The 23,793-nt window shown below is 57.6% G+C and carries 19 protein-coding genes; 6 read left to right on the top strand and 13 right to left on the bottom strand.

What is annotated here, in order from left to right; translation table 11 throughout:
• The first annotated feature begins 6 nt into the window (after window positions 1-6).
• Both recJ and ACVVH8_RS05525 read left to right on the top strand, forming a co-directional pair.
• Complete coding sequence (gene recJ / locus ACVVH8_RS05520) at window positions 7-1,716, top strand: single-stranded-DNA-specific exonuclease RecJ (protein WP_475228907.1); 1,710 nt, start codon at window positions 7-9, stop codon at window positions 1,714-1,716.
• Between the two features lie 268 nt (window positions 1,717-1,984).
• Window positions 1,985-3,091 carry an NADH:flavin oxidoreductase/NADH oxidase gene (locus tag ACVVH8_RS05525; protein WP_315446423.1) on the top strand — a complete coding sequence of 369 codons (1,107 nt, stop codon included), beginning with the start codon at window positions 1,985-1,987 and terminating at the stop codon, window positions 3,089-3,091.
• A gap of 208 nt (window positions 3,092-3,299) precedes the next feature.
• Here ACVVH8_RS05525 and ACVVH8_RS05530 read toward each other — a convergent pair whose 3' ends face one another.
• Window positions 3,300-4,928 (bottom strand): glucan biosynthesis protein D, encoded by a 1,629-nt coding sequence (locus ACVVH8_RS05530; RefSeq protein ID WP_475228909.1) that lies wholly within the window; start codon window positions 4,926-4,928, stop codon window positions 3,300-3,302.
• Window positions 4,929-5,332: 404 nt separating this feature from the next.
• Here ACVVH8_RS05530 and ACVVH8_RS05535 point away from each other — a divergent pair, with 404 nt between their 5' ends.
• Complete coding sequence (locus tag ACVVH8_RS05535; RefSeq protein ID WP_103306409.1) at window positions 5,333-5,518, top strand: hypothetical protein; 186 nt, start codon at window positions 5,333-5,335, stop codon at window positions 5,516-5,518.
• Between the two features lie 205 nt (window positions 5,519-5,723).
• Here the strand turns inward: ACVVH8_RS05535 and ACVVH8_RS05540 are convergent, their stop codons facing one another.
• On the bottom strand, window positions 5,724-6,236 hold the full coding sequence (locus ACVVH8_RS05540; protein ID WP_475228911.1) for a BRO-N domain-containing protein: 513 nt from the start codon (window positions 6,234-6,236) through the stop codon (window positions 5,724-5,726).
• Between the two features lie 419 nt (window positions 6,237-6,655).
• Here ACVVH8_RS05540 and ACVVH8_RS05545 point away from each other — a divergent pair, with 419 nt between their 5' ends.
• A complete protein-coding gene (locus tag ACVVH8_RS05545) occupies window positions 6,656-6,901 on the top strand; it encodes an AbrB/MazE/SpoVT family DNA-binding domain-containing protein (RefSeq protein WP_475228914.1) in 246 nt (81 codons plus the stop codon).
• A complete protein-coding gene (locus tag ACVVH8_RS05550) occupies window positions 6,901-7,302 on the top strand; it encodes a type II toxin-antitoxin system VapC family toxin (protein WP_103306411.1) in 402 nt (133 codons plus the stop codon). Before ACVVH8_RS05545 ends, ACVVH8_RS05550 begins: the two co-directional genes overlap by 1 nt.
• A gap of 75 nt (window positions 7,303-7,377) precedes the next feature.
• On the opposite strand, the gene ACVVH8_RS05555 is transcribed toward ACVVH8_RS05550, so the two are convergent.
• The 8 genes from ACVVH8_RS05555 to ACVVH8_RS05590 form a co-directional block, all read right to left on the bottom strand.
• Complete coding sequence (locus tag ACVVH8_RS05555; protein ID WP_475228916.1) at window positions 7,378-8,862, bottom strand: APC family permease; 1,485 nt, start codon at window positions 8,860-8,862, stop codon at window positions 7,378-7,380.
• 213 nt (window positions 8,863-9,075) lie between these two features.
• Entirely contained in the window at window positions 9,076-10,500 is a 1,425-nt protein-coding gene (locus ACVVH8_RS05560) for a gamma-aminobutyraldehyde dehydrogenase (protein ID WP_475228918.1), read from the bottom strand.
• A gap of 164 nt (window positions 10,501-10,664) precedes the next feature.
• Window positions 10,665-11,474, bottom strand: a complete 810-nt coding sequence (locus ACVVH8_RS05565; protein ID WP_475228921.1) for an ABC transporter permease — start codon at window positions 11,472-11,474, stop codon at window positions 10,665-10,667.
• Window positions 11,464-12,399, bottom strand: coding sequence for an ABC transporter permease (locus tag ACVVH8_RS05570; RefSeq protein ID WP_213027660.1), 936 nt, complete (start codon window positions 12,397-12,399; stop codon window positions 11,464-11,466). The genes ACVVH8_RS05565 and ACVVH8_RS05570 overlap by 11 nt, the downstream gene beginning before the upstream one ends.
• Before the next feature lies 1 nt (window position 12,400).
• Entirely contained in the window at window positions 12,401-13,438 is a 1,038-nt protein-coding gene (locus ACVVH8_RS05575) for an ABC transporter ATP-binding protein (RefSeq protein WP_475228923.1), read from the bottom strand.
• A 261-nt stretch (window positions 13,439-13,699) separates the two neighbouring features.
• Window positions 13,700-14,851 (bottom strand): putative ABC transporter substrate-binding protein YdcS, encoded by a 1,152-nt coding sequence (ydcS, locus tag ACVVH8_RS05580; protein ID WP_475228925.1) that lies wholly within the window; start codon window positions 14,849-14,851, stop codon window positions 13,700-13,702.
• 83 nt (window positions 14,852-14,934) lie between these two features.
• Complete coding sequence (locus ACVVH8_RS05585; RefSeq protein WP_475228928.1) at window positions 14,935-16,392, bottom strand: gamma-aminobutyraldehyde dehydrogenase; 1,458 nt, start codon at window positions 16,390-16,392, stop codon at window positions 14,935-14,937.
• A gap of 130 nt (window positions 16,393-16,522) precedes the next feature.
• Complete coding sequence (locus ACVVH8_RS05590) at window positions 16,523-17,437, bottom strand: LysR family transcriptional regulator (protein WP_475228930.1); 915 nt, start codon at window positions 17,435-17,437, stop codon at window positions 16,523-16,525.
• 178 nt (window positions 17,438-17,615) lie between these two features.
• Here ACVVH8_RS05590 and ACVVH8_RS05595 point away from each other — a divergent pair, with 178 nt between their 5' ends.
• Window positions 17,616-18,332 carry a tellurite resistance TerB family protein gene (locus ACVVH8_RS05595; protein ID WP_401303243.1) on the top strand — a complete coding sequence of 239 codons (717 nt, stop codon included), beginning with the start codon at window positions 17,616-17,618 and terminating at the stop codon, window positions 18,330-18,332.
• Window positions 18,333-18,344: 12 nt separating this feature from the next.
• Here ACVVH8_RS05595 and ACVVH8_RS05600 read toward each other — a convergent pair whose 3' ends face one another.
• The 3 genes from ACVVH8_RS05600 to ACVVH8_RS05610 form a co-directional block, all read right to left on the bottom strand.
• The gene (locus ACVVH8_RS05600) at window positions 18,345-18,974 is read right to left on the bottom strand and encodes a hypothetical protein (protein WP_475231132.1); all 630 of its coding nucleotides are present in this window, start codon (window positions 18,972-18,974) and stop codon (window positions 18,345-18,347) included.
• Between the two features lie 593 nt (window positions 18,975-19,567).
• The gene (locus ACVVH8_RS05605) at window positions 19,568-22,840 is read right to left on the bottom strand and encodes a hypothetical protein (RefSeq protein WP_475228932.1); all 3,273 of its coding nucleotides are present in this window, start codon (window positions 22,838-22,840) and stop codon (window positions 19,568-19,570) included.
• Window positions 22,837-23,793, bottom strand: a 957-nt coding sequence (locus ACVVH8_RS05610; RefSeq protein WP_475228935.1) for a type VI secretion system Vgr family protein, incomplete at its 5' end; no start/stop codon positions are given. The genes ACVVH8_RS05605 and ACVVH8_RS05610, both read right to left, overlap by 4 nt.

Consider the following 23,793-nt stretch of genomic DNA (forward strand, 5'->3'; position numbering starts at 1 on the left):
CACCCCATGCGTATCGAACCTCGTCAACTGCCTGCCACTCTGCCATTTCTTGGTGATATCCCGCCGCTGCTGACCCGCCTGTACGCGGCGCGGGGCGTGCAGTCCGAGGCGGAGCTGGATAAAAGTCTGGCGCGGTTGATTCCGTTCCAGCAGCTCAAGGGCATCGACGCAGCGGTGGACTTGTTGGTGACCGCGCTGGAACAACGCCAGCGCATCCTCATTGTCGGCGACTTCGACGCGGACGGCGCGACAGCCAGTACCGTCGGCGTGCTCGGCCTGCGACTGTTGGGCGCGGCGCATGTCGATTATCTAGTGCCGAACCGTTTTGAATATGGCTACGGCCTGACCCCGGAAATCGTCGAAGTCGCCATGACCCGTGAGCCGCAGTTGCTGATCACGGTCGACAACGGTATCTCCAGCGTCGAAGGCGTCGCCGCCGCCAAGCGTCATGGGCTCAAAGTGCTGATCACTGACCACCACTTGCCCGGCGACGAACTGCCGCTGGCCGATGCGCTGGTCAACCCGAATCAGCCGGGCTGCGAATTCCCGAGCAAGGCGCTGGCCGGGGTCGGGGTGATTTTCTATGTGTTGATGGCATTGCGTGCGCGCTTGCGCAGTCTTGGTTGGTACGAGAGCAAGCCGCAGCCGAATATCGGCGAACTGCTGGATCTGGTGGCACTGGGCAGCGTCGCCGACGTGGTGCCGTTGGACGCTAACAACCGAATCCTGGTGCATCAAGGTCTGGAGCGGATTCGTGCCGGTCGCGCACGGCCGGGGATCAAAGCGATCCTTGAAGTGGCCAAGCGAGACGCCGCGCGTATTACCTCTACTGATCTGGGGTTTATCGTCGGCCCGCGCCTGAACGCCGCCGGGCGTCTGGACGACATGAGCCTGGGCATCGAATGCCTGCTCACCGCCGACGCCAATATGGCGCGGGAAATGGCCGCACAACTGGATGGCATGAACCAGGATCGCAAATCCATCGAGCAGGGCATGCAGCGTGAAGCGCTGGCGCAGCTCAAGGACTTGCCGGTCGAATCGATGCCGTTTGGTCTGTGCCTGTTCGATCCGGAATGGCACCAGGGCGTTATCGGTATCCTCGCTTCTCGAATGAAAGAGCGTTATTTCCGCCCGACCATCGCCTTCGCTGATGCTGGCGACGGCCTGCTCAAGGGCTCGGGGCGTTCGGTGCAGGGCTTTCATATCCGCGATGCCTTGAGCGTGGTGGCGGCTCAGCATCCGGAGTTGATCAGCAAGTACGGTGGCCATGCGATGGCCGCGGGTCTGACCTTGCCGCAGGAGAATTTTCCGTTGTTTGCCGAGGCATTCGACTCTGAAGTCCGTAGGCAACTTCGCGAAGAAGATCTGACCGGGCGCTTGCTCTCGGACGGCACGCTGGCGGTTGAAGAGTTTCACCTTGAACTGGCCCGCGCCCTGCGCCACGCCGGACCTTGGGGGCAGCACTTCCCGGAGCCGCTGTTTCACGGTGTGTTCCAGTTGGTCGAGCAGCGGGTCGTGGGCGAACGGCACCTGAAAGTGGTGCTGAAAAGCGAATGTGGGTCGGTGAAGCTCGACGGTATTGCGTTCGGTATCGACCGCGAGGTCTGGCCGAATCCGACCATTCAATGGGTTGAGCTGGCTTACAAACTCGATGTGAACGAGTTCCGGGGCAACGAAACCGTGCAACTGATGATTGCCCACATCGAACCGCGTTGACGCCATTCGCGAGCAGGCTCGCTCCCACAGGTACGGTGTTGTCTTTGTGGGAGTGAGCCTGCTCGCGAAAGCACCCTTTCACACACTGAATCACTCTGAACCCTCCCTCATCCCCGGTTGTCGACTAGGCTCTAAGCACTGCTTGATTGGCCTTGTGACGTCTTGTCGATTTTTTTGCCCGCGGGGGCGGGTGCTGTACCTTTTTCTGTCACTCGTCGACTTTTCAAACAGAACCCTGGAGCCTGCCCACTGATTCGAGAGGTGCCCCATGAGTCTGCTGCTTGAACCCTTTACCCTGCGCCAACTGATCTTGCCCAACCGCATCGCCGTATCACCGATGTGCCAGTATTCCAGCGTCGATGGCTTGGCTAACGACTGGCACCTGGTCCACCTCGGTAGCCGCGCGGTGGGTGGCGCCGGCCTGGTATTCACCGAAGCCACGGCAGTCACCGCCGACGGGCGGATCACCGCCGAAGACCTCGGCCTGTGGAACGACGAACAGATCGAGCCGCTGCAACGCATCACTCGCTTCATCACGTCTCAAGGTGCGGTGGCCGGCATTCAATTGGCCCACGCCGGGCGCAAGGCCAGCACCCACCGGCCGTGGATTGGCAAGCACGGCAGCGTCAAACTCGACGATGGCGGCTGGACCCCGGTCGGGCCTTCGCCGATTGCCTTTGACCCGCAACACACACAACCGAAACAGCTCGATGAAGGGCAGATCGCCGACGTTGTTCAGGCTTTTGTCGATGCCGCCAAACGTGCGTTGACGGCGGGGTTCAGTGTGGTTGAAGTGCATGCCGCGCACGGTTATCTGCTGCATCAGTTTCTTTCGCCGCTGAGCAATCAACGCCGTGATCAGTACGGCGGTTCGTTCGAAAACCGCATTCGGCTGGTACTGCAAGTCACCGAAGCCGTCCGCGCTGTCTGGCCGGAGGAATTGCCGCTGTTTGTCCGCGTGTCGGCCACCGACTGGGTCGAGGACGGCTGGAACCCGGACGAAACCGTTGAGCTGGCGCGACGTCTGCACACCCTGGGCGCGGATTTGATTGACGTTTCGTCCGGAGGCACCGCCGCCAACGCCGAGATTCCCGTAGGACCGGGCTACCAGACGCGTTTCGCCGAACGTGTACGCAAAGAGTCAGGCATCGCCACCGGCACTGTGGGAATGATTACCGAACCTGCGCAAGCCGAACACATCCTGCGCACCTGTCAGGCCGATATCATCTTCCTCGCCCGTGAACTGCTGCGTGATCCTTACTGGCCGCTGCATGCCGATGATGACCTCGGTGGACGCAAAGCGGTGTGGCCGGCGCAGTATCAGCGCGCGACTCATCGTGATCAGCCGATTCACGAGTCTGATTTGCGCGATTGATTGAGCAGCGATAAAAGCAAAAAGCCCCGGTCAGTGATGACCGGGGCTTTTTGATTTTCATCTTTTGATTATGCAGTGCCTGGGGAGCCGCCATCGCTGGCAAGCCAGCTCCCACAGGTTTTGTGTTGAAACACGGTCAACGTGTCAACGTTGATCACTGTGGGAGCTGGCTTGCCAGCGATGAGGCACGTCCAGGCAACTCAAGTCATCAAGGATACTTACGCTTGTCCGGCGCCGGCGGGAAGTACTGATACAACCAGGTCTCGCTCAACGTGCGGTCATTGGTGCGAATGAACAACCGCAGCTCCACCGGCTCAACGCTGTCACTGGTCGGATACCAGTCGAACAGGATCCGGTAACCCTTGATGTCATCCAGCACCAACACGCTGAAGTCCTGCACCTTGCCGTTCGAGCAGGTCACCACCGGTTCGATCCCGGTGCCCTGCGGCAGGCGATCCAGGCCGCCACCGGTGAAGTCCACGGCAAAGCGACGGGCCCAGACTGGCGGATAATGCTCGCCCGGCGCCCAGCCTTCGGTGAACCCCCCCATGCCGGAACGGGTGGCATGCACTCGCGCCAACGGCGTACCCACCGGCGGCAGTGCGCTCCAGTAAAGCTTGTAGCCATAGTTCAGCGAATCCCCGGCGGCCACCGGTTTTTTCGGTGTCCAGAACGCCACGATGTTATCGAGGGTCTCGCCGGTTGTAGGAATTTCCAGCAGATCGATAGAGCCTTCGCCCCATGCGGTTGTAGGTTCTACCCACAGACTCGGGCGCTTGCTGTACCAGTCGACGGTGTCCTGATAGTTGGCAAACTCGTGATCGGTTTGCACCAGGCCAAAACCTTTCGGATCAGTGTCGGCAAACGCGTTGAATTGCAGAGTCGCCGGGTTGTTCAGCGGTCGACAGATCCATTCGCCGTTGCCGCGCCACATCGCCAGGCGATCCGAATCATGGATCTGCGGGTGAATGGTGTCGCACATGCGGCGTTCGTGGGTGCCGCAGCTGAACATGCTGGTCATCGGCGAGATACCCAGTTGCTCAATGGCCGTGCGCGCATTGATGTGCGCGTCGACTTCCATCACCACGCGCTCGGCCTGGCAATCGATGTCAAAGCGGTACGCGCCAGTGGCGCTCGGCGAATCGAGCAGGGCGTAGACCACGAACCGCGTGGCGTTCTTGTCCGGTGTCTCGAACCAGAACTTGGTGAAGTCAGGGAATTCTTCGCGTTTCTTGGCGTAGGTGTCGATGGCCAGACCACGCGCCGAGAGGCCATATTGGCCAGTCGCATCCACTGCACGGAAATAGCTGGCACCGAGGAACGACAGCACGTCATGTCGATCCAGCTCCGGCGCCTTGAACAGCTTGAAGCCGGCAAAACCCAGGTCGCCTTTCAACTGTTGAGTGTCGACCGAGGTGTTTTCATAGTTGAACAACGCCGGGCGGAAATGCACCTCGCGGGCGGTACGGGTCTTGGCATCGACGCTATACATGCGCACCGGCTGGCGAAAACCCATGCCGACGTGGAAAAACTGCACGTCGAGCTGACCCTTGTTCTCCTTCCACAACGAATGCTCGCCGTCGTAGCGGATCGCGTTGAAGTTTTGCGGGGTCATGGTCGCCAGTGTCGGCGGCAGCACCTGTTTGGTGTCCTGATAGCCACTGCCGGCCAGTTGCTTGGCCTGACGCTTGAGCGCTTCGAAGTCAAAGGCCTGAGCCTCGCCATCAGCCGCGCCACCATTGCCAGCCCAGGCACGGCTGGCCAGCAGGCCGGTGGCCGACAGACCGGTGTAAGCCGCAATGGCCATGGACGCTTTGAGCAAATTCCTGCGGTGCATAAATACAACCTGTCGTGTGCAATCCCGCGCCTTTCCTGGCACGTGCTGGATCAGAAATAACGGTTCGGACAAGCCTTCGGCCAAACGCAACGGACTATAAACAGATGCCGGCTAGCTTAAACGGTTCGATTGTCGAGCAGAAATGATTGATTACAAGGCTCGATCTGGCAATGAAACAAGACATGTCAGTATTTTTTCCGACAGGGCTTTCTGAATTACACGGCATATCTGCTTTTTTCGACTAATTACTCTAAATAACCCTTTTCAGCGCCGATTTAATTTCTATTCTATGGGCATGACCGGTCGCGAACCTTCAGACCGGTGGGGCACACGACGCTGCTGAAAGGGGCAGGGCGATGTGGTTGTTGAGCAGTTCTTTGACGTATTAGAGAAGGACATCGTCCATGGCAAAAATACAAGGCATCACCGACATGTTGGGCATCTTTCCCTGCCTCGGCAGCGGCCGCAAAAGACGTCGGCTCAGCTCTGATGAGCTGAAGCTGGTGGAGCGTTATCGAGAGCTTTCGGAGAGCGACCGGATCGCGATGAGGTACCTGGTGGATGCGATGAGGAGTGTTTCGCGGTTCTAGCGCTGGGGTAGGCGCCGTGAAAGCTACTTGGCTTTTACGGCGGCCAGATCAATCAACTTGCGGAGTAAACCTGTGGCGAGGGAGCTTGCTCCCGCTGGACTGCGCAGCAGTCCCCTTCTTTTCAAGAGGGGCCGCTACGCGACCCAGCGGGACGGTGCGACGATTCGACAAGCTCCCTCGCCACAGGTTTTTTTGTTTATGAGCCTTAGCTGCAAGTACCCAGAACCGGATATGGCCGCTGCCCATGGATCAGTTCAGGCACATCCCGCCATTTGACCCACGCCTGCTGTTGCCAGTGCAGCAACGGCACGGTGACGCCTGCCCAATTTACCGAACTCAGGCTCGGACGGTTCTCCACTGAAACCGCGCTGGATTCGCGCAACATCGGGATGACTTCATGGCTCAGCCATTGGCGCAGGTTGCGGTTTTCCGGGACGAAGTGATGGACGAGCAGGGCGAACAGGCCGGACTCGCTGACCATCGCGCAATCGACGATTTCGCCATCCCGACGCAGGAGGACATGGCGGCGCTGGTCGGGATCGAGTTTCAGGGTGAGGCGTTCGTTTAGCGGATAGCCCATCAGACGACCGAGATCCTGAACACAGAACCAGGATTCGTGGTCTTGCATGAAGGCGTGGAGGAAGCGGTTGTGGCGGGTGAAGATTGTGGGGGTGAAGAAGTCAGAACTTTCAGAAAGATTTTGGACGTGGTTAGGCATTTGTCGACTCCAATGTTGAGAATAGAGCCGCCACTCAAATGAGTGCGGTCACGCCGTTTTGATATTTACTCCGGCTCCGACACCGGGCCGCTGATTTCGCCGCCGAGAGAAAGCCTATCGGCTAGCCACCCAAGACGCCAAGTCGGCTCTATCGATACCTTCTGTAGGAAAGCGGGCTTATTTCTGAAGGCAGTATCTGTAGGAAATGCCTGATTTTGTAGTGTCAGCAGCAACCGACCGCCCAAGCCTTAGTTTTTCCTTTATCTATTTGGGTCCACGGAATGAACTGCATGGGTGCCATCAGGGCTAAGAGGTCGAGGCCTGCAATACGGTAAAAATAATCCTGCGATAAGCGGCGGTTGCGGATATCTCGATCAAGTAATACGTTGTTCCATTGAGTAATACTTTAGGGGTATGACATGTCGACGACCATGACCAGCAAGGGGCAAGTCACAATTCCCAAGCCAATTCGTGATGCTTTGCATCTTACGCCGGGCTCGGCCATTGAGTTCAGCGTCAACGGTCATGGCGAAGTGGTTCTGCATAGTGCTAAGCGCGAATCGGGAAAAGCGCGAGCTCCTGATCGATTTGATGCCGTAAGGGGCAAAGCCGATATCAAATGGCGAACCGATGATTTAATGGCCTTGCTCCGAGGGGATGATTGATGGTGCTGGTCGATACGAATGTGTTGATTGATGTGCTCGAAGACGATCCGGTCTGGGCCGATTGGTCGATTCAGCAACTTCGTGCTCAATCACTGATCCATGAGTTAGCTATCAATCCGATAGTTTATGCAGAGCTATCACAGACATTTTCGACGTTTGAGGCATTGGACGGAGTAGTGAATCAACTGGGATTGGTCATGCAGGACATTCCCAGACCCGCATTGTTTTTAGCTGGTAAGGCCTTCGTGAAGTATCGGAAGGTTGGCGGTGGAAAGCATAATGTTCTGGCGGATTTTTTCATCGGAGCACATGCGGCCGTTAAAAAATTGCCCTTGTTGACAAGAGACTCCAAGCGTTACCGCAATTATTTCCCTTCAGTCGAATTGATAACGCCGTCCTGAGCTTATGGATTGCTACACGACGTGCGGTCTCGCAAATCGCCCCGGTAACAATGAATCTACCGGGGCGATTCTGCTTTATCGACTCACCTTCCACGCATCCCCAGCCGGCGCCTTGCCATGGTCATACGGCTTGCCAATCCACATATAAACCAGGCCCAAGCCAATCACGATCGCAGTGCTCAACACCATCGCATAGTTCACATACCAAGCCGCATCCGGTGTACGTGGCCAGGCCATGTTGATGATTGCGCCAACGCCATACACCAGCGCGCCGATATTCACTGGCCAGCCCCAAGCACCAAGGGTGAATTTGCCGCTCGGTTTCCAGCCTTTACTGCGGGCGTACAGCGCGGCCAGGACGATCATCTGGAACGCGAGGTAGATGCCGATCGCTGCGAAGCTGACGATGGTGGCGACGGCGTCTTGCAGGAAGAAGCCGAGGGCGATGATCAGGGCCGGCAGGACGCCGGACACGAACAGAGCGGCAACCGGCACTTGTGTGGTAGGAGAAATCTTCTTCAGCAGTCCGCTGCCGATGACCATTTCGTCGCGAGCGTAGGAGTACAGCAGGCGGCTCGCCGCTGCTTGTAGGCTGATGACGCAGGAGATGAAGGAAATCATCACCACGCCCATCACCACTTTAGAGCCGATCGGGCCGAACGCATTGTTGAGGATGGTGGTGACCGGGTCTTTGTCGGTGCCGTTGATCACCGCTTGCATATCCGGCACGGCGAGGATCAGCGCCAGGCAAGCGAACATCGCGGCGATGCCGCCAATGTAGATGGTCATGCGCATGGCCACCGGGATTTTTGCGCTTGGGTTCGGGGTTTCTTCGGCGACATCACCGCAAGCCTCGAAGCCGTAGTAGAGGAACATTCCCGCCAATGAAGCCGTGAGGAACGCCGGCAGGTACGAGCCGTCGACGCTGATGTCGAAGGTGTTGAACAGCACACTGAGCGGCTGGTGGCGTTCGAAGATCAGCAGGTAAACGCCGACGATCACCGCGCCGACCAGTTCGCAGAGAAAGCCGAACATGGCGATCCGTGCCAACACTTTGGTGCCGCTGAGGTTGACCAGCGTGGCGAACAGGGTCAGCACCAAAGCAATGACAATGTTGGTGTTGTTGCTCGGCTCAAAACCGAGCATGGCGGCCAGGTACGGTCCAGCACCGACGGCGACTGCAGCGATGGTCACGCAGAGGGCGATGGAGTAGATCCAGCCGACCATCCACGCCCATTTCTTGCCCACCAAACGGCGCGCCCAAGGGTACACGCCGCCGGAAATCGGGAACTGCGAAACCACTTCGCCGAAGATCAGGCACACCAGCAATTGGCCGCAACCGACCAACAAGTAGGCCCAGAACATCGGTGGCCCGCCAGCGGCGAGGCACAGGCCGAAGAGGGTATAAACCCCTACGACCGGTGACAGATACGTGAAGCCTAAAGCGAAGTTTTCCCACAGGCTCATGCTGCGGTTGAAGTTCGAGGTGTAGCCCAGTTTGCGCAGTTGTTCGGCATCGCTGTCGGCAACGGCTGCGGCGAGATCGGGTGAGGCACTCATATGTGTTTGCTCCGTGAAATCGGCAGATTTCGGATGGCCGAGGCCGTGGCGGGGCTTTGCGGGCGCCGCCCGGTTCGGTAGTTATTGTTTTGGGATCCTGGTGGCGCGTAATGCCGGTTTCCTTCCTGAAACCGAGGTGACGCCATCGCTGGCAAGCCAGCTCCCACAAGGGCTGCACTGAACCTTGTGGGAGCTGGCTTGCCAGCGATGCTTTTAGTGCTTAAACATCACATGCCGAACCGTGGTGTAGTCCTCCAGCCCATACATGGACATGTCTTTCCCGTAACCGGACAACTTCTGACCGCCATGGGGCATTTCGCTGACGAGCATGAAGTGCGTGTTCACCCACGTGCAGCCGTACTGCAAACGCGCCGACATGCGATGTGCGCGTCCTACATCCGCCGTCCATACGGAGGAAGCGAGGCCGTAGTCCGAATCGTTGGCCCACTCCAGCGCCTGTGCTTCATCGGTGAACTTGGTCACCGAAACCACCGGGCCAAACACTTCGCGGCGGACGATTTCGTCGTCCTGCTGCGCATCGGCCAGTACGGTCGGTTCAAAGAAGAAACCATTACCTTCGCCAGCCTTGCCGCCCGTGATCAAACGAATGTGTGGCTGTGCCACCGCTCGCTCGACAAACCCGGCAACGCGGTCGCGATGTTGCGCGGTGATCAACGGCCCCAACTCGGTCGACGGATCATCCTGCAAGCCGTACTTGATTGTGCTCACCGCCGCGCCAAGCTTCTCGACAAACTTGTCGTAGATGCCTTGTTGCGCATAGATCCGGCACGCAGCGGTGCAATCCTGCCCGGCGTTGTAGAAGCCGAAGGTACGAATGCCTTCAACTGCCGCATCGATATCGGCGTCGTCGAAGATGATCACCGGCGCCTTGCCGCCCAGTTCCATGTGCATGCGTTTAACGCTGTCAGCGGTGCTGGAAATGATGTTGGCGCCCGTGGCGATGGAACCGGTCAGCGAAACCATGCGCACTTTCGGATGGGTAACCAACGGACTGCCGACGGTAGGACCACGGCCGAATACCAGATTGAGCACACCGGCCGGGAATATTTCCGACGCCAGTTCGGCCAGACGTAACGCGGTCAGCGGGGTTTGTTCTGACGGCTTGAGCACCACGGTATTACCGGCGGCCAATGCTGGAGCGATTTTCCAGGCGACCATCATCAGCGGGTAGTTCCACGGCGCGATGGAGGCGATCACGCCAACCGGGTCGCGGCGAATCATCGACGTGTGGCCGGGCAGGTATTCACCGCCGGCCGAACCGCTCATGCAACGGCTGGCGCCGGCGAAGAAGCGGAACACGTCGGCAATCGCCGGGATCTCGTCGTTGAGCGCCGCGCTGTAGGGTTTGCCGCAGTTGTCGGATTCGAGTTTGGCCAGTTCTTCGCCGTGGGCTTCGATGGCGTCGGCGAGTTTGAGCAGTAGCAGGGAGCGGTCTTTCGGCGCTGTTTGCGACCAGTCGGCGAAGGCGTTGTCGGCGGCGCGTACGGCGGCATCGACCTGGGCTTCGGTGGCTTCGTTGATTTCCACTAGCACTTCGCCGAGTGCCGGGTTGAGCACCGGTTGGGCGGGGCCTTCGCCGTTGACCAGGTGGCCGTTGATCAAGAGTTTGGTTTGCATGGGTTTGTCCTCACTAACACTTTTGTTGTTCTGGCCGAATCGAGAACCCTGTGGGAGCGGGCTTGCCCGCGATGAGGCATTCCCATTCAAAATTGATGGTGGCTGACGCACCGCCATCGCGGGCAAGCCCGCTCCCACAGGGGATTGTGGTGTCGGTTATGAATTCATTTGCCGCCACTGCCCGCGACACTCTCACCACCCCGAGTCAGGTAATAAGCGCCCAGAATCGGCAGCATGGTCACCATCATCACCAGCATCGCGACGACGTTGGTCACCGGCACATCCCGTGGCCGGCTCAGCTGGTTGAGCAGCCACAATGGCAAGGTGCGTTCATGCCCGGCGGTAAACGTGGTGACGATGATTTCGTCGAACGACAGCGCAAACGCCAACATGCCGCCGGCCAGCAACGCCGAGCCGAGGTTCGGCAGGATGATGTAGCGAAAGGTCTGCCAGCCATCGGCGCCGAGATCCATCGAAGCCTCTATCAAGCTGTGCGAAGTACGGCGCAGGCGGGCGATGACGTTGTTGTAGACGATCACCACACAGAAGGTCGCGTGGCCAACGATGATGGTGAACATCCCCGGCTCGATCCCCAGCGTCTTGAACGTCGCCAGCAGCGCGATCCCGGTGATGATCCCCGGCAACGCAATCGGCAAGATCAGCATCAGCGAAATGCCCTGCTTGCCGAAGAAGTCCCGCCGGTACAGCGCCGCCGAAGCCAAGGTGCCGAGCACCATCGCGATCAACGTGGCGATGGCCGCAATTTGCAGCGACAACTTGATCGATTCCAGAACGTCAGGCCGCGAAAACGCCACACTGAACCAGTGCAACGTGAAGCCCTTCGGCGGAAAGCTGAACGCCGCTTCTTCGGTGTTGAAGGCGTAAAGAAAGATGATCAGGATCGGGAAGTGCAGAAACACCAACCCGCCCCAGGCTGCGATGCGTAAACCTAATGAAGCCTTTTCAGAGTGCATCGAAGGCCCCCAGTCGTTTAACGATGGACAGGTAGATGGCGATCAACACAATCGGCACCAACGTAAACGCGGCGGCCATTGGCATGTTGCCGATCGCACCTTGCTGCGCGTACACCATGCTGCCGACGAAGTAACCCGGCGGGCCGACCAGTTGCGGCACGATGAAGTCGCCCAATGTCAGCGAAAAAGTAAAGATCGAACCGGCCGCAATTCCGGGAATCGACAGCGGCAGAATCACCTGCATAAACGTCTGGCGCGGCTTTGCGCCAAGGTCGGCGGAAGCCTGCAACAGCGACGGCGGCAAGCGCTCAAGCGAAGCCTGAATCGGCAGGATCATGAACGGCAGCCAGATGTAGACGAACACCATGAACCGCCCCAGATGCGAGGTCGACAAGGTGCTGCCGCCCACGCCGGGAATCCCCAAGATGAACTGCAATACCGGCTCAAGTCCCAGGTGCTGCACAAACCACTGCGCCACACCGCCCTTGGCCAACAGCAATGTCCACGCGTAGGCCTTGACGATGTAACTGGCCCACATCGGCATCATCACCGCGATGTAGAAAAACGCTTTCGTCTTGCCGGTGGTGTAGCGCGCCATGTAATAGGCGATCGGAAACGCGACGATGGCGCTGGCAATCGACACGACGATGGCCATGCTCAGCGTGCGCAGGATGATGTCGAAATTCGAAGGCTGAAACAGCGCGGCAAAATTCGCCACGGTCAGGTCAGGGGTGACCGCCATGGTGAAGTCGTCGAAGGTGTAGAACCCCTGCCACAACAGCACCAGCAACGAGCCCAGATAGATCGCGCCGAACCACAGCAATGGCGGCACCAGCAGCATCGATAAGTAAAGGTTCGGCTTGCGATAGAGCAGGTTGGAAAACCTGCGCAAGGGCGGCGATTGAGTCATCGCGAGCGTGCTCATTTCACACCCCGCTTGTTACGGTGTCGTGCAGCGGGATCATCGCTTCCCGCGCCCAACGCGCGCTCAGGCGCTGGCCGGTCTGGTGCTGCGCGCTGCTGTCGATCCACTGGTTATTGGCGTGGCTGATGCTCAAGGTCTGGCCGTTTTCCAGCGTCAATTCATAGCGCGTGGCGCTGCCCTGATATTGGATGTCGTGGAGCAATCCGCTGACCTCGATTTCGTGGCTGGCGAGTGGGCCCTCGGCGAAACGCACGTGTTCCGGACGAATCGAAAACGGCTGCGGATGACCGCTGATTTGGCGAGCCAGATCACCACGAATGACGTTTGAAGTGCCGACAAATTCAGCCACGAAAGTGGTGGTCGGTTTCATGTACAGATTGCGCGGCGTGTCGACCTGTTCGATGCGACCCTTGTTGAACACGGCGACGCGATCCGACATCGACAGCGCTTCGGTTTGATCGTGGGTGACGAAGATAAAAGTAATGCCGAGCTGGCGTTGCAGCTTCTTCAATTCGCTCTGCATTTGCTCGCGCAGTTTCAGGTCGAGGGCGCCGAGCGGCTCGTCTAGCAACAGCACGCGCGGACGATTGACCAGCGCGCGGGCGAGGGCGACACGCTGGCGCTGACCACCGGACAACTGCACCGGTTTGCGTGCGCCGTAACCGCCGAGGGCGACCATGTCCAAGGCTTCTTCTGCGCGTTTGTGCCGTTCGCTTTTGCCGACGCCTTTGACCTTCAATCCATAGGCGACGTTGTCGAGGACGTTCATGTGCGGGAACAGCGCGTAATCCTGAAACACCGTGTTTACATCACGTTGATACGGCGGCAGACCGGCCGCTTCGGCGCCGTGAATGCGGATCGAGCCGGCGCTCGGTTGTTCGAACCCGGCGATCAGGCGCAGGCAGGTGGTCTTGCCCGAGCCGGAAGGGCCGAGCATGGAAAAGAACTCGCCGTCCTCGATATCGATGGAAACCCGGTCAACGGCCTTCACTTCGCCAAACTGCCGGGAAACGTTGGTGAACTGGACTGCAAGCGTCATGGTGCGGTGCTCCAAAAAGGCGAAGGCCGTCGCAGCGGCCCTGCCTGGACTTTTTCGAGTGATCGTTCCCACGCTCTGCGTGGGAATGCAGCCTGTGACGCTCTGCGTCACCTCGTGCAAATGGACGCGGAGCGTCCGGTGATGCATTCCCACGCAGAGCGTGGGAACGATCGGCATCTAACGGTGAATGCGATCCGCTTTTAGCTCCCTCTCCTCCAGGGGGCGAGGGGGAAAGGGAGTTCGACCGAGTTGTTCCCGGGCTTAACGGCCACCCATGATCGCGATGTAATCCTGGGTCCAGCGGCTATACGGCACAAACTTGCCACCTTCAGCCTGCGGGGTTTTCCAGAAGGCGATCTTGTCGAACTGATCAAACCCGTTGGTCTTGCAGCCCTCGGCGCCGAGCAGTTCGCTCTCCTTGCACGCTGCCGGCACCGCCGGCAACGAACCAAACCACGCCGCTACATCACCCTGGACTTTCGGTTTCAGCGACCAATCCATCCACTTGTACGCGCAGTTCGGGTGCTTGGCCTCGGCGTGCAGCATGGTGGTGTCGGCCCAGCCAGTAGCGCCTTCTTTCGGAATGGTCGAAGCAATCGGCTGCTTCTCGTTCATCAGGCCGTTGACCTGATACGGCCATGCGCTGGAAGCGACAACACCTTCGTTCTTGAAGTCGCTCATCTGCACCGTGGTGTCATGCCAGTAGCGGTGGATCAGCGGCTGCTGCGCGCGCAACAGATCGAGCACAGCCTTGTACTGCGCTTCGGTCAGTTGATACGGATCCTTGATCCCCAACTCAGGCTTGGCGGTTTTCAGATAAAGCGCCGCATCGGCAATGTAGATCGGACCGTCATACGCCTGCACACGACCCTTGTTCGGTTTGCCGTCGGGGAAATTCTGCGCGTCGAACAACACATTCCAACTGGTTGGTGGCGTCTTGAACACATTGGTGTTGTACATCAACACGTTCGGGCCCCACTGGTACGGGGTGCCGTAGGTCTGGTTGTTAACCACGTACCACGGCGCATCTTTCAGGCGCGGGTCGAGAGTCTTCCAGTTCGGGATCAACGCGGTGTTGATCGGTTGCACGCGCTTGCCGACGATCAACCGCAGCGACGCATCGCCCGATGCTGTGACCAAGTCGTAACCGCCCTTGGCCATCAGGCTGACCATTTCGTCGGAGGTCGCAGCCGTCTTCACATTGACCTTGCAGCCGGTTTCCTGCTCGAAACCGGTCACCCAGTCGTAGGCCTTGTCGCTCTCGCCACGTTCGATGTAACCCGGCCACGCAACGATATCCAGCTGACCTTCGCCAGCGCCGACAGCCTTCAACGGTTCTGCCGCTTGCAGGCTGGCGCTGGCCAGCAAGGCCGTGGTGATTGCACTGAGCAGTGCGGTCTTGTGCACGAACATGGTTGAACCCTCTTCTTTAAATTATGGTCGGGGCAGTTTTGAACGCGGTGAAGCATGCCGTTTTCGGCTTGTTATTAGCGTAGTCAGAGATGCTGACCGTGGCGGGCCATGATGTGCCGCACCACGCTGTAGTCCTGAAGCGAATCGCTGGATAAGTCTTTGCCGTAACCGGAGCGTTTCAGGCCGCCGTGGGGCATTTCGCTGACCAGCATGAAATGGCTGTTGATCCATGTGCAGCCGTATTGCAGGCGCGCGGCAACCTGCATCGCCTTGTCCAGATTCTGTGTCCACACCGACGAGGCGAGGCCGTATTCCGAATCGTTGGCCCAGTCGACGGCTTGCGCGAGTTCGTCGAAGCGGGTCACGGTGACCACCGGGCCGAACACCTCGCGCTGGACGATTTCATCGCTCTGTTTGCAACCGGCCAGCAGGGTCGGTTGATAGTAGAAACCGGCACCGGAATGCACCGCCGCACCGGTCACGCGTTCGATGTGCGGCTGGCCGAGGGCGCGTTCGACGAAACTGGCGACGCGGTCGCGTTGGCGAGTACTGATCAGCGGGCCGATCTCGTTGTCGGCGTCACGCTTGCCGGCGAAGCGCAGGCTGCTGACGGCGGCGCCGAGTTCGGCGACCAGTTTGTCGTGAATCCCGGCCTGCGCGTAGATCCGGCAAGCGGCGGTGCAGTCTTGTCCGGCGTTGTAATAACCGTAGGTGCGCACGCCTTCGACCACGGCTTTCAGATCAGCGTCGTTGCAGACGATCACCGGGGCTTTGCCGCCGAGTTCGAGGTGTGTGCGTTTCAGGGTTTTCGCGGCGGCCTGGAGGATTTTCTGGCCGGTGACGATATCGCCGGTCAGCGAGACCATGCGCACTTTAGCGTGGCCGACCAGATGGCTGCCGACGCCTTCGCCGCCACCGCAGATGATGTTGATCACCCCACGCGGGAGGATTTCGGCCAACGCAGGCGCCAACGCCAGAATCGACAACGGCGTGTGTTCGGACGGTTTGAACACCAGCGTGTTGCCGGCGGCGAGGGCCGGAGCGATTTTCCACGCGGCCATCATGATCGGGTAATTCCACGGCGCAATCGAGGCGACCACGCCAATCGGATCGCGACGGACCATGCTGGTGTAGCCGGGCAGGTATTCGCCGCTGAGCTGGCCGGTCTGGCAACGCACGGCGCCAGCGAAGAAACGGAACACATCGACGGTGGCGGTCAGATCGTCCTGGCGGGCCAAGTGCAGTGGCTTGCCGCAGTTCAGCGATTCGAGGCGGGCGAGGTGATCGGCGTGTTTTTCGACGGCATTGGCGATGTCCAGCAACAGGTTGGAGCGTTGCTGCGGCGTGGTGCGCGACCAGCCGTCAAAGGCGCGGTGGGCGGCAAGGATCGCGGCTTCGACCTGCTCGGTGCTGGCCTCGGCGATGTGCGTGAGGATTTCCCCGGTTGCCGGGTTGAGGATCGGCTCGACGAAACCTTCCCCGGCGACCAGTTCGCCGTCGATCAACAACGCGGTACACATCGGGGTTTGCACGCCAGCCATTTTCCGCGATCTCTTTTCTTGTGTGTTCATGACGCTCCCTGTGACCGGGAGCCGAACGTCTTATAGATGCAGCAAGACTAGTGCGCGGCTCCGAGGTCGACAAATTCTAAATACTGAAGGTGGCATTCGATTAAATAGATGGCTTGCGGCCGCCGTGGGGTTGTTCACGGGCGACGGTCAGGAAGGGATCGACCAGAGCCGGGCGCGCGGTGCCACGGCGCCAGGCCAGACCGACATCGAGTGTCTGATTGAGGTCGGCAATGGGTCGCGCCTCGATGATGTCGCCCTCCAGTGACCATGGGCGATAGGTCATGTCCGGCTGAATCGAAACGCCCAAGCCCGCCGCAACAAGGCTTCGCACGGCTTCGGTGGAGGCGGTTCTCAGGGTGATTTTTGGTTGCAGCCCGGCGCCGCGCCAAAGTCGCTGAGCGTTGCGATCCATCTCATCGACGTTAAGTTGAATCAACGGTTCGTGGGCAACGTCGGCGAGGTTGATGCTGTCGTGTTCCAGCAACGGATGCTGCGCCGGCAGCCATAAACGGTGTGGGGAGTGAGTCAGCACCTCGGTTTGCAAGGCGTGGCGATCTTCGAGATTGGAGAGGATCAGCACGCCGACATCGATCTCGCCGCTGACCAGCAAATGCTCGATGTAGGGCCGTTCATCCTCCATCACCCTTATTTCAACGTTGGGATAGGCCCGTTGAAATCGAGTCAATAGATCCGCGAGGTAATAACCGGCGACCAGACTGGTCACCCCGACGATCAACTGCCCGGCAACCTGATCAGTGCTCTGTTGCAGGCTGCGCTTGGCGTTGTCCACGGTCGCCAGAATCAGGTGCGCCTGGCGTAGGAATTGATGACCTTGGTGTGTCAGCGTCATGCCTTTAGCGTGACGGCTGAACAGGCTGACACCTATTTCTTCCTCCAGTTGCTGGATCGCTAGGGTCAGAGTCGATTGGGAGATAAACGCGGTTTGCGCGGCGGCGGAGATCGAGCCGGTTTCGGCCACGGCGATGAAGTGACGAATCTGACGCAAGGTCATCATGAGAAGGGGTACCCAGTGGGCGGTTTTTATAGATTGGCCTGAGTGTATATCTATTTTCGCGAACGCCTTGCGCCTACTGAGCAACATCTGGAAGCACACTCGCAAACAGGGCAGGGGCACTTTCGAACTAGGCTGAGGGCCTTATAGATCCGGATAACCCCTGTTTTGGAGGCGGAACATGAACACCCGTGGATTGCTCGATCAACTACTCAAATCCGGCCAGGATCTGTTGCAAAACAAGGCCGGCGGATCACAGAACAAATCGTCCGGCGGCCTGGGCAGCCTGCTTGGCGGATCATCCAGCAAGGGCGCCCTCGGCGGTCTGCTCTCAGGCGCGGGTGGCGGCGCATTGGCGGCCGGCGCAATGGGCCTGCTGCTCGGCAACAAGAAAGTGCGCAAGGTCGGCGGTAAAGTCGCAATCTACGGCGGCCTCGCCGCCCTGGGTGTGCTGGCCTACAAAGCCTACGGCAACTACAACGCCCAAAAAGGCACCGCCCCGCAAACCGAACCGCAAACCCTCGACCGCTTGCCACCCGCGCAAGCCGAACAACACAGCCAGGCAATCCTCAAAGCCCTGGTCGCTGCCGCCAAAGCCGACGGCCACATCGACGACCGCGAGCGCCAACTGATCGAAGGCGAGTTCAGCAAACTCGACAACGACCAGGAGCTACAACACTGGCTCCACGCCGAACTCAACAAACCTCTCGACCCGACCGACGTCGCCCGCGCCGCGAGTACGCCGGAGATGGCTGCGGAGATGTACATCGCCAGCGTGATGCTCGTCGATGAGGAGAACTTCATGGAGAAGAGCTACCTGGATGAGCTGGCGAAACAGTTGAAACTGGAGCCGGGGTTGAAGGTGGAGTTGGAGAAGCAGGTGCGCCAGTTGAACTGAAGAGCTAGCTCATCAAGGCCGATGAACATCATCAAAGTCATCGGCCTTCGGAGTAGAAACTATGCCCTTCGCTTCTTGAGCGCGGTAGTACGCCTCAATCGTCAACGACGGATCGATACGCGCTTTCACGATGCAGGGTTCTTTTTGCCATGGATACTCCTGCAACTGCTTCGCCAGAGACTTCCGGCCGCCTGTGATCCATCCTTCCTCCGACTGATCCCTCCATCGTCGTGGGTTGCGGCCAGCTTTTGCGTCGTGGGCCACTGTCACGGGATCAAGATGGCGACTTTGCTCAAGCACAGGCAAGTCAGGCAGCGGCTGCGTTATATCCATGTAACGCTGTAGACAATCCCAAAATGCGAGTGTGTTGGCCTGATCCAACCCCAGCGAGTGAACCTTGGTCGCCAGGCAAATTTTGTTGTCGGTATAGCGATGATGCAGCCACAGCGCGTAGTCGTGGGAGCCATAACCGCTTGGAAGCAGTTGCAGCACTGGATCGAATTCTTCAAAGGGCGCGACGAAGAGTCGACGGAAGCGACGCTTGAAACGGAGCATACCGTCAAGGCGGTTGAACTCGCTTCCGTCGTGGGTGCTTATTTTACTGTGGAGCCAAATCAGCGAGTCTGAACCTATAGTGGCCATGAAATATAAGAAAGCACCGGCCCATAGAGCGATTTGCATACTATCGTCGCCAAGGATCGAGTCTTTTAGCCAATATACAATACTGCTGTTTACTATAAGGCCTAAGATTTGCAGGAGGTGGACCGTTCTCTTTCCTGTCATGTATAAAGTTAAAGATGTGAGCATTAAAGTTACGGCTAAAAGTGCGATTAGAAGGCCAAGTCCAACTTCGGGAGGGCCATAGCCGAGCTCCGGTTTGATTGATCCGAATATCCATATAGTCCATGGTGTCCATATGAATGTGAAGCACAGGATTTTAAGTACAAATAGTAAGTGTGGGATTTTGCTAGAGTTTTGAAAGCGCCATCGAGTGGCTCCACAATATAATTCTTCTTTGGTATTGTCTTGCAGTCTCTGGTTTGTTATCTGCTTTTTACTTTCCAGTTGAGCCGTGATCTCCATCTCAGGGTCTAGATTGGCGTAATGACCGAAGGCAAGATGAGTATCAAAGCCCCCTGACCGATTGGCATCTTTTGCCCATTTCGGCGGTGGCAGAGGGTCAGTGTTATCGCTGCGATAAGCACCGATATCGTATGGTTTTTCCATTCTTATGGTCATGCTAAAGTCTCAGTAGTTTCAATCTGCCAATACGGTGGCGCGGCGTCCGGTTTTAAATCGTCCGGTGGCAAACGACGATTGGCGGCGGTGAAGGCCGACCAAGATTTTGGGCTAGGTTGAGGTAATACTAAACTTTGGTCTGCTTGATCGGAACTAAGTTCAAATTGAGCACTTACTTTTAGACCCTGAGTGATACGTATACTGTGGCGATCCAAAGGACTTAGTTGTACAACTGGAAAATTGGCAGGAAGTACATAGAGAACACTGGTGGTGTCGATTGAGAGTGCAGCGAACTTAGGGGGCGCAGCAGGTACACGTTGATAACGCTTGATGTCGAAAACACCGTTAACACGCATACTGCTCTGGAATTCCTGCGCGATTAATTGGAACTGCTGATTGTTTTCGAACATAGACAGTAGCGGAGAACTGAGGACGATGACCCAGTCTTGGTCTACCAATGTCTGTTTTCCAGGAGCGACGCATTGTAATTCCGTGCTTGGAAGTGGTGCACGATCAGAATCTGCCTGTTGTAGTATTTTGAGGTGTGATGCTGGAGCTTTTTTCCGCCACTCGCTCAATCGATGCACGAAAATTTGTGGTTTTCCGATAATTCCGAGCAATTGCTGAAAGGCAACCTGTTGGTCTTTCAAGTGAGAGAAGCGTTGAGCATTGCCTAAGGCTTTGTCTAGTATTCCTGCTTCGGCAAACTGATTGCCGAATGGACCTTTTTTTACAACGATTTCGATATCGCTATCCGTTAACAAGTTGGCCGCAATAGTGCCACCGATGGATAAAACCATACCGATCACAAGAGCGTAAGGATTAAGGACTAGCCCGAAACCGTAGGCTGCCCATAGACCACCTCCTGCTGCGGCTACACCATAAGCTGCGGCTGCATTCGTATCGCCCTGATCCAGCGCGCGGTAGCTATCCCACCCGCTCAATAATGCACCACCAACCGTAGCCGATCCTCCTACCGCTCGGAGGATCGGTAACTTTGGACTACCTGTTTGCAGTTTTAAATTTTCTGCCCAGCGAGCTGAAATTCTTTCTACATTAAATCGAGGTTTGGTCAGTTGTTGCTCAAAGGCGGGGCCGATCAATAGTTTGCTATGACTTCCGAGGGCCGCAATTAAGTCCATCGAAGCACTTGCAAGCCCGGCGATCCCTCGTCCCCATTCACCGCTTGCATTAAGGTCATCATATGCTTTTATTTGGACCCATAGATTATAAGCAGCGAACGCCACCATCAACGTAGGCACGGCTTTGTTCTTTTCCATCGTCTGGGTCAAAGCGCCAAAACGAACTCGGAATGCACTGTAGTTGGCCAGGTCTGCATTCCCTTTTGGGACCGCAATGACCGTGACATTGCGCAATGCAGGCTGACCTGCTGTTGAGCCGCGTGGACTGGTACTTCCCACACTTGTGCCGGACTGATCGTGAAGCGTCGCGTAACGGTAACTTTTGCGAGTGAGTGCCTGGCGTTCGACATCAGTAAGTCCGCCACGCAGTCCTGCACCTTGCACACCGATGACAACATACTCTTGAGCCAGTGCCTGACCGTAAGGCATCAACTTGATCTCTGTCATTTTTGGCGAAAGTGCAGCCAAGGTTACAAATGTAGGGGAAAACAAGCGATCAAGCTGGATCTTAGACGCATTCTGAGACAAACGACCGATCTGGGCCACGACGCTGGCACCGAAGTTATCGAGTAAGTCTGCGAGGAAATATGCAAAACCTTTTCCGGCGCTGGGTTGGTCAATTTCGCCAGTTAACGATGCCGTCAGCATCAATGTACTCAACCCCATGGCTTCCGGTACTGGTGCTTTCCCACTGTTGCGCATGGATTTTAGACGTTTGACAAGTTCTGGAAGTTGCTCAGCGGTTTTTGCTAGCAGCAGACTACCCAGTGGGTGCTGTCCTTGCAGCAGGTTTTGTACGAGTCGATTAATGGAACCGGTCAGTTCCGTATAACCTTTGCCGGTATACATGACATCGCTACGCTCGGGTACCTGATTTAGAGCGTCAAGGGCCAGGGTCAGTAGGCTATAGGGCTCGACTAAGCCTTCATCAGTCCGATAGCACCAGTCGAGGAGTGTTGGTTGGAGTTGTCTGTCCAACACATCGACAAGTATCGACAGTCTTTTTGCCAGCTTCTCACGGGACTTTTCACGTTCTTCTTCGAATACCACCGCTTGCAATTTGGGTAGGTCGACTTTGTCTTTTAGATCTGCAAGAGGGCCCGCCAGTGTGCTGTATAAAACTTGTGCATATCGCCCGTGGGATTGGTGAGGGACCAAGGCATTAAGGGTTTGCAGATAATCGACGCATTCCTTTACCTGTGAAGTCGCATGACGAAGGGCGAACAACGGGTCATCGAGAATCATGCCAATCAGATGCGGGTAATCACGCAGCCCCTTTTGAGCCAACAAATCCTCTCCCGCCTCCAACGCTGGCAGGGCTGGTGGTGGCGTATGTTTGATTTTTTGAGCCAGTTCTTCTTTGCGCTTTTGCAGCTTCAGGATTAACGCATCGGGTTTGAAGGCTGCGAAGTCCGGATTGAACTCCGCAGGGTCTTCCATCGCAGCTTCAATGCTGAAATCCCGAGAGCGCAGCCCTTTGGTCAGTTTTTTGATTGGCGTCGCGGGATGAATTGAGGTGGCCTTCCAGATCGTGGTTTCACCCGCTGTTGCTGCCCAGGCGGAGGCCATATTTTGGCTGCGTGCCTTGATGCGGCTTGGGTCTTCTTCCAGCCAAGTGATGTATTCCCATGTCCAGGAAACTTCGCTAAAGGCCATGCTGAATTGTCGACCCACAAATCGGCCCTGAAGAAACATCGGCACTAGAATCAGTTGCTGTTTAACGCCCACCGGCTCGCGTTTATCGGCGTTGCCTTTTTTATCCGCGACTTTCCGCCAGTGAACTAGGTCGACTTCGGACAGTTGTCCTTTGCCGTCGGTAACGAGTTCACGCCAAACCTTGTTGTTCTGGAATACATAAACGCGGCCCACACGCGGCACACCGCCTTGCAGGGTCTCATTGAGCTTGTCGTGGCCCGGCAGGCGGGCCAAAGGGGTTATCGCGAGCAAAGTGTTTTGCTGGTACTTGTCCAGCTCTTCGGTGGTTTTCGCATCCACCATGATGGGGATCTGCAGCTTGCCGCCATCGATTCGATCAACACTTAATGCTAATCGTGATTTCTGATCATTATCGTAGTCGGTCTTCTTGCGCGTCCCTTCGGTAATGGACTTGTCCTTGAACTCACTCATGCCTTGTCCTCTGGCCCCAACAATTGCAATTGACTGCCCAAATCCGGGTCTCCCCACACGTCTACGATGAGCGCCTCTTTGCCTTTCTCGCTGGTTTTTCTAGGTGCGGCCGTGTTGACCGGTGCGTTGCCCAGCGTTTGCCCGACCGGTGCGGTATCGGCCGGCTTGGGCGGTACAGGAAGTACCGCAGCAGCGCCAGTACCGCTTCCGGGGCTGCCGCCGGAGTTGATGTTGATCACCGGGCCGCTCATGGTAACGCCAGCGGCGTCGATCTTGATAAAGCTGCCCCCTCCGATCAGCGTCAGCTCAGCTCCCGCTTCCAGCACGACTTTGATGCCGCTATCAAGATGGATTTCCTGCCCCGCATCAATGAACTGCCCAGTCCCAATCTTGACGTGCTGATTCACCCCAACCGTCAGGTGATCATTGGCCTGCGCCTCAACCTTGCGGTCCTCATAAACCGTGTGATGTTCCTCAGCCTTGAATTCCGTGTAGCTGTTCTTCTCGACCGTGTCGTGACGCTCATTGCCGACCCGAATCTTCTGGTCGTGCTCGATGTTTTCGTCCCAATCACGCTGGGCATGCAGGTAGATCTGCTCCTGACCTTTCTTGTCTTCGATGCGCAGTTCGTTGTAGCCGCTGCCGCCCATGGAGCTCAGGGTTTTGAAGGTGCTGCGCGTCTTGTTCGCCGGCAGTTCGTAGGGAACGGTGTTTTCCTTGTGGTACAGGCAGCCGCTGATCAGTGGTTGATCTGGGTCGCCTTCTAGGAACGTCACCAGCACTTCCATGCCGATGCGCGGGATGGCGATGCCGCCGTACTGGGCGCCGGCCCAGGCGCTGGAGACGCGCAGCCAGCAGCTGGTCTTGTCGTCGGCCTGGCCTTCGCGGTCCCAGTGGAACTGGACCTTGACGCGGCCGTACTCGTCGCAGTGGATTTCTTCACCTTTGGGGCC

It is taken from the genome of Pseudomonas trutticola BRTCR10, from assembly GCF_056155105.1.

Coding starts and splice junctions, on each gene's coding strand:
- ACVVH8_RS05545 (WP_475228914.1), top strand. CDS start 6,656: ATGTCGACGACCATGACCAGCAAGGGGCAAGTCACAATTCCCAAGCCA.
- ACVVH8_RS05525 (WP_315446423.1), top strand. CDS start 1,985: ATGAGTCTGCTGCTTGAACCCTTTACCCTGCGCCAACTGATCTTGCCC.
- ACVVH8_RS05595 (WP_401303243.1), top strand. CDS start 17,616: ATGAACACCCGTGGATTGCTCGATCAACTACTCAAATCCGGCCAGGAT.
- ACVVH8_RS05535 (WP_103306409.1), top strand. CDS start 5,333: ATGGCAAAAATACAAGGCATCACCGACATGTTGGGCATCTTTCCCTGC.
- ACVVH8_RS05565 (WP_475228921.1), bottom strand. CDS start 11,474: ATGCACTCTGAAAAGGCTTCATTAGGTTTACGCATCGCAGCCTGGGGC.
- ACVVH8_RS05550 (WP_103306411.1), top strand. CDS start 6,901: ATGGTGCTGGTCGATACGAATGTGTTGATTGATGTGCTCGAAGACGAT.
- ACVVH8_RS05600 (WP_475231132.1), bottom strand. CDS start 18,974: ATGGCCACTATAGGTTCAGACTCGCTGATTTGGCTCCACAGTAAAATA.
- ACVVH8_RS05560 (WP_475228918.1), bottom strand. CDS start 10,500: ATGCAAACCAAACTCTTGATCAACGGCCACCTGGTCAACGGCGAAGGC.
- ACVVH8_RS05605 (WP_475228932.1), bottom strand. CDS start 22,840: ATGAGTGAGTTCAAGGACAAGTCCATTACCGAAGGGACGCGCAAGAAG.
- ACVVH8_RS05590 (WP_475228930.1), bottom strand. CDS start 17,437: ATGATGACCTTGCGTCAGATTCGTCACTTCATCGCCGTGGCCGAAACC.
- recJ (WP_475228907.1), top strand. CDS start 7: ATGCGTATCGAACCTCGTCAACTGCCTGCCACTCTGCCATTTCTTGGT.
- ydcS (WP_475228925.1), bottom strand. CDS start 14,851: ATGTTCGTGCACAAGACCGCACTGCTCAGTGCAATCACCACGGCCTTG.
- ACVVH8_RS05585 (WP_475228928.1), bottom strand. CDS start 16,392: ATGGCTGGCGTGCAAACCCCGATGTGTACCGCGTTGTTGATCGACGGC.
- ACVVH8_RS05575 (WP_475228923.1), bottom strand. CDS start 13,438: ATGACGCTTGCAGTCCAGTTCACCAACGTTTCCCGGCAGTTTGGCGAA.
- ACVVH8_RS05540 (WP_475228911.1), bottom strand. CDS start 6,236: ATGCCTAACCACGTCCAAAATCTTTCTGAAAGTTCTGACTTCTTCACC.
- ACVVH8_RS05555 (WP_475228916.1), bottom strand. CDS start 8,862: ATGAGTGCCTCACCCGATCTCGCCGCAGCCGTTGCCGACAGCGATGCC.
- ACVVH8_RS05530 (WP_475228909.1), bottom strand. CDS start 4,928: ATGCACCGCAGGAATTTGCTCAAAGCGTCCATGGCCATTGCGGCTTAC.
- ACVVH8_RS05570 (WP_213027660.1), bottom strand. CDS start 12,399: ATGAGCACGCTCGCGATGACTCAATCGCCGCCCTTGCGCAGGTTTTCC.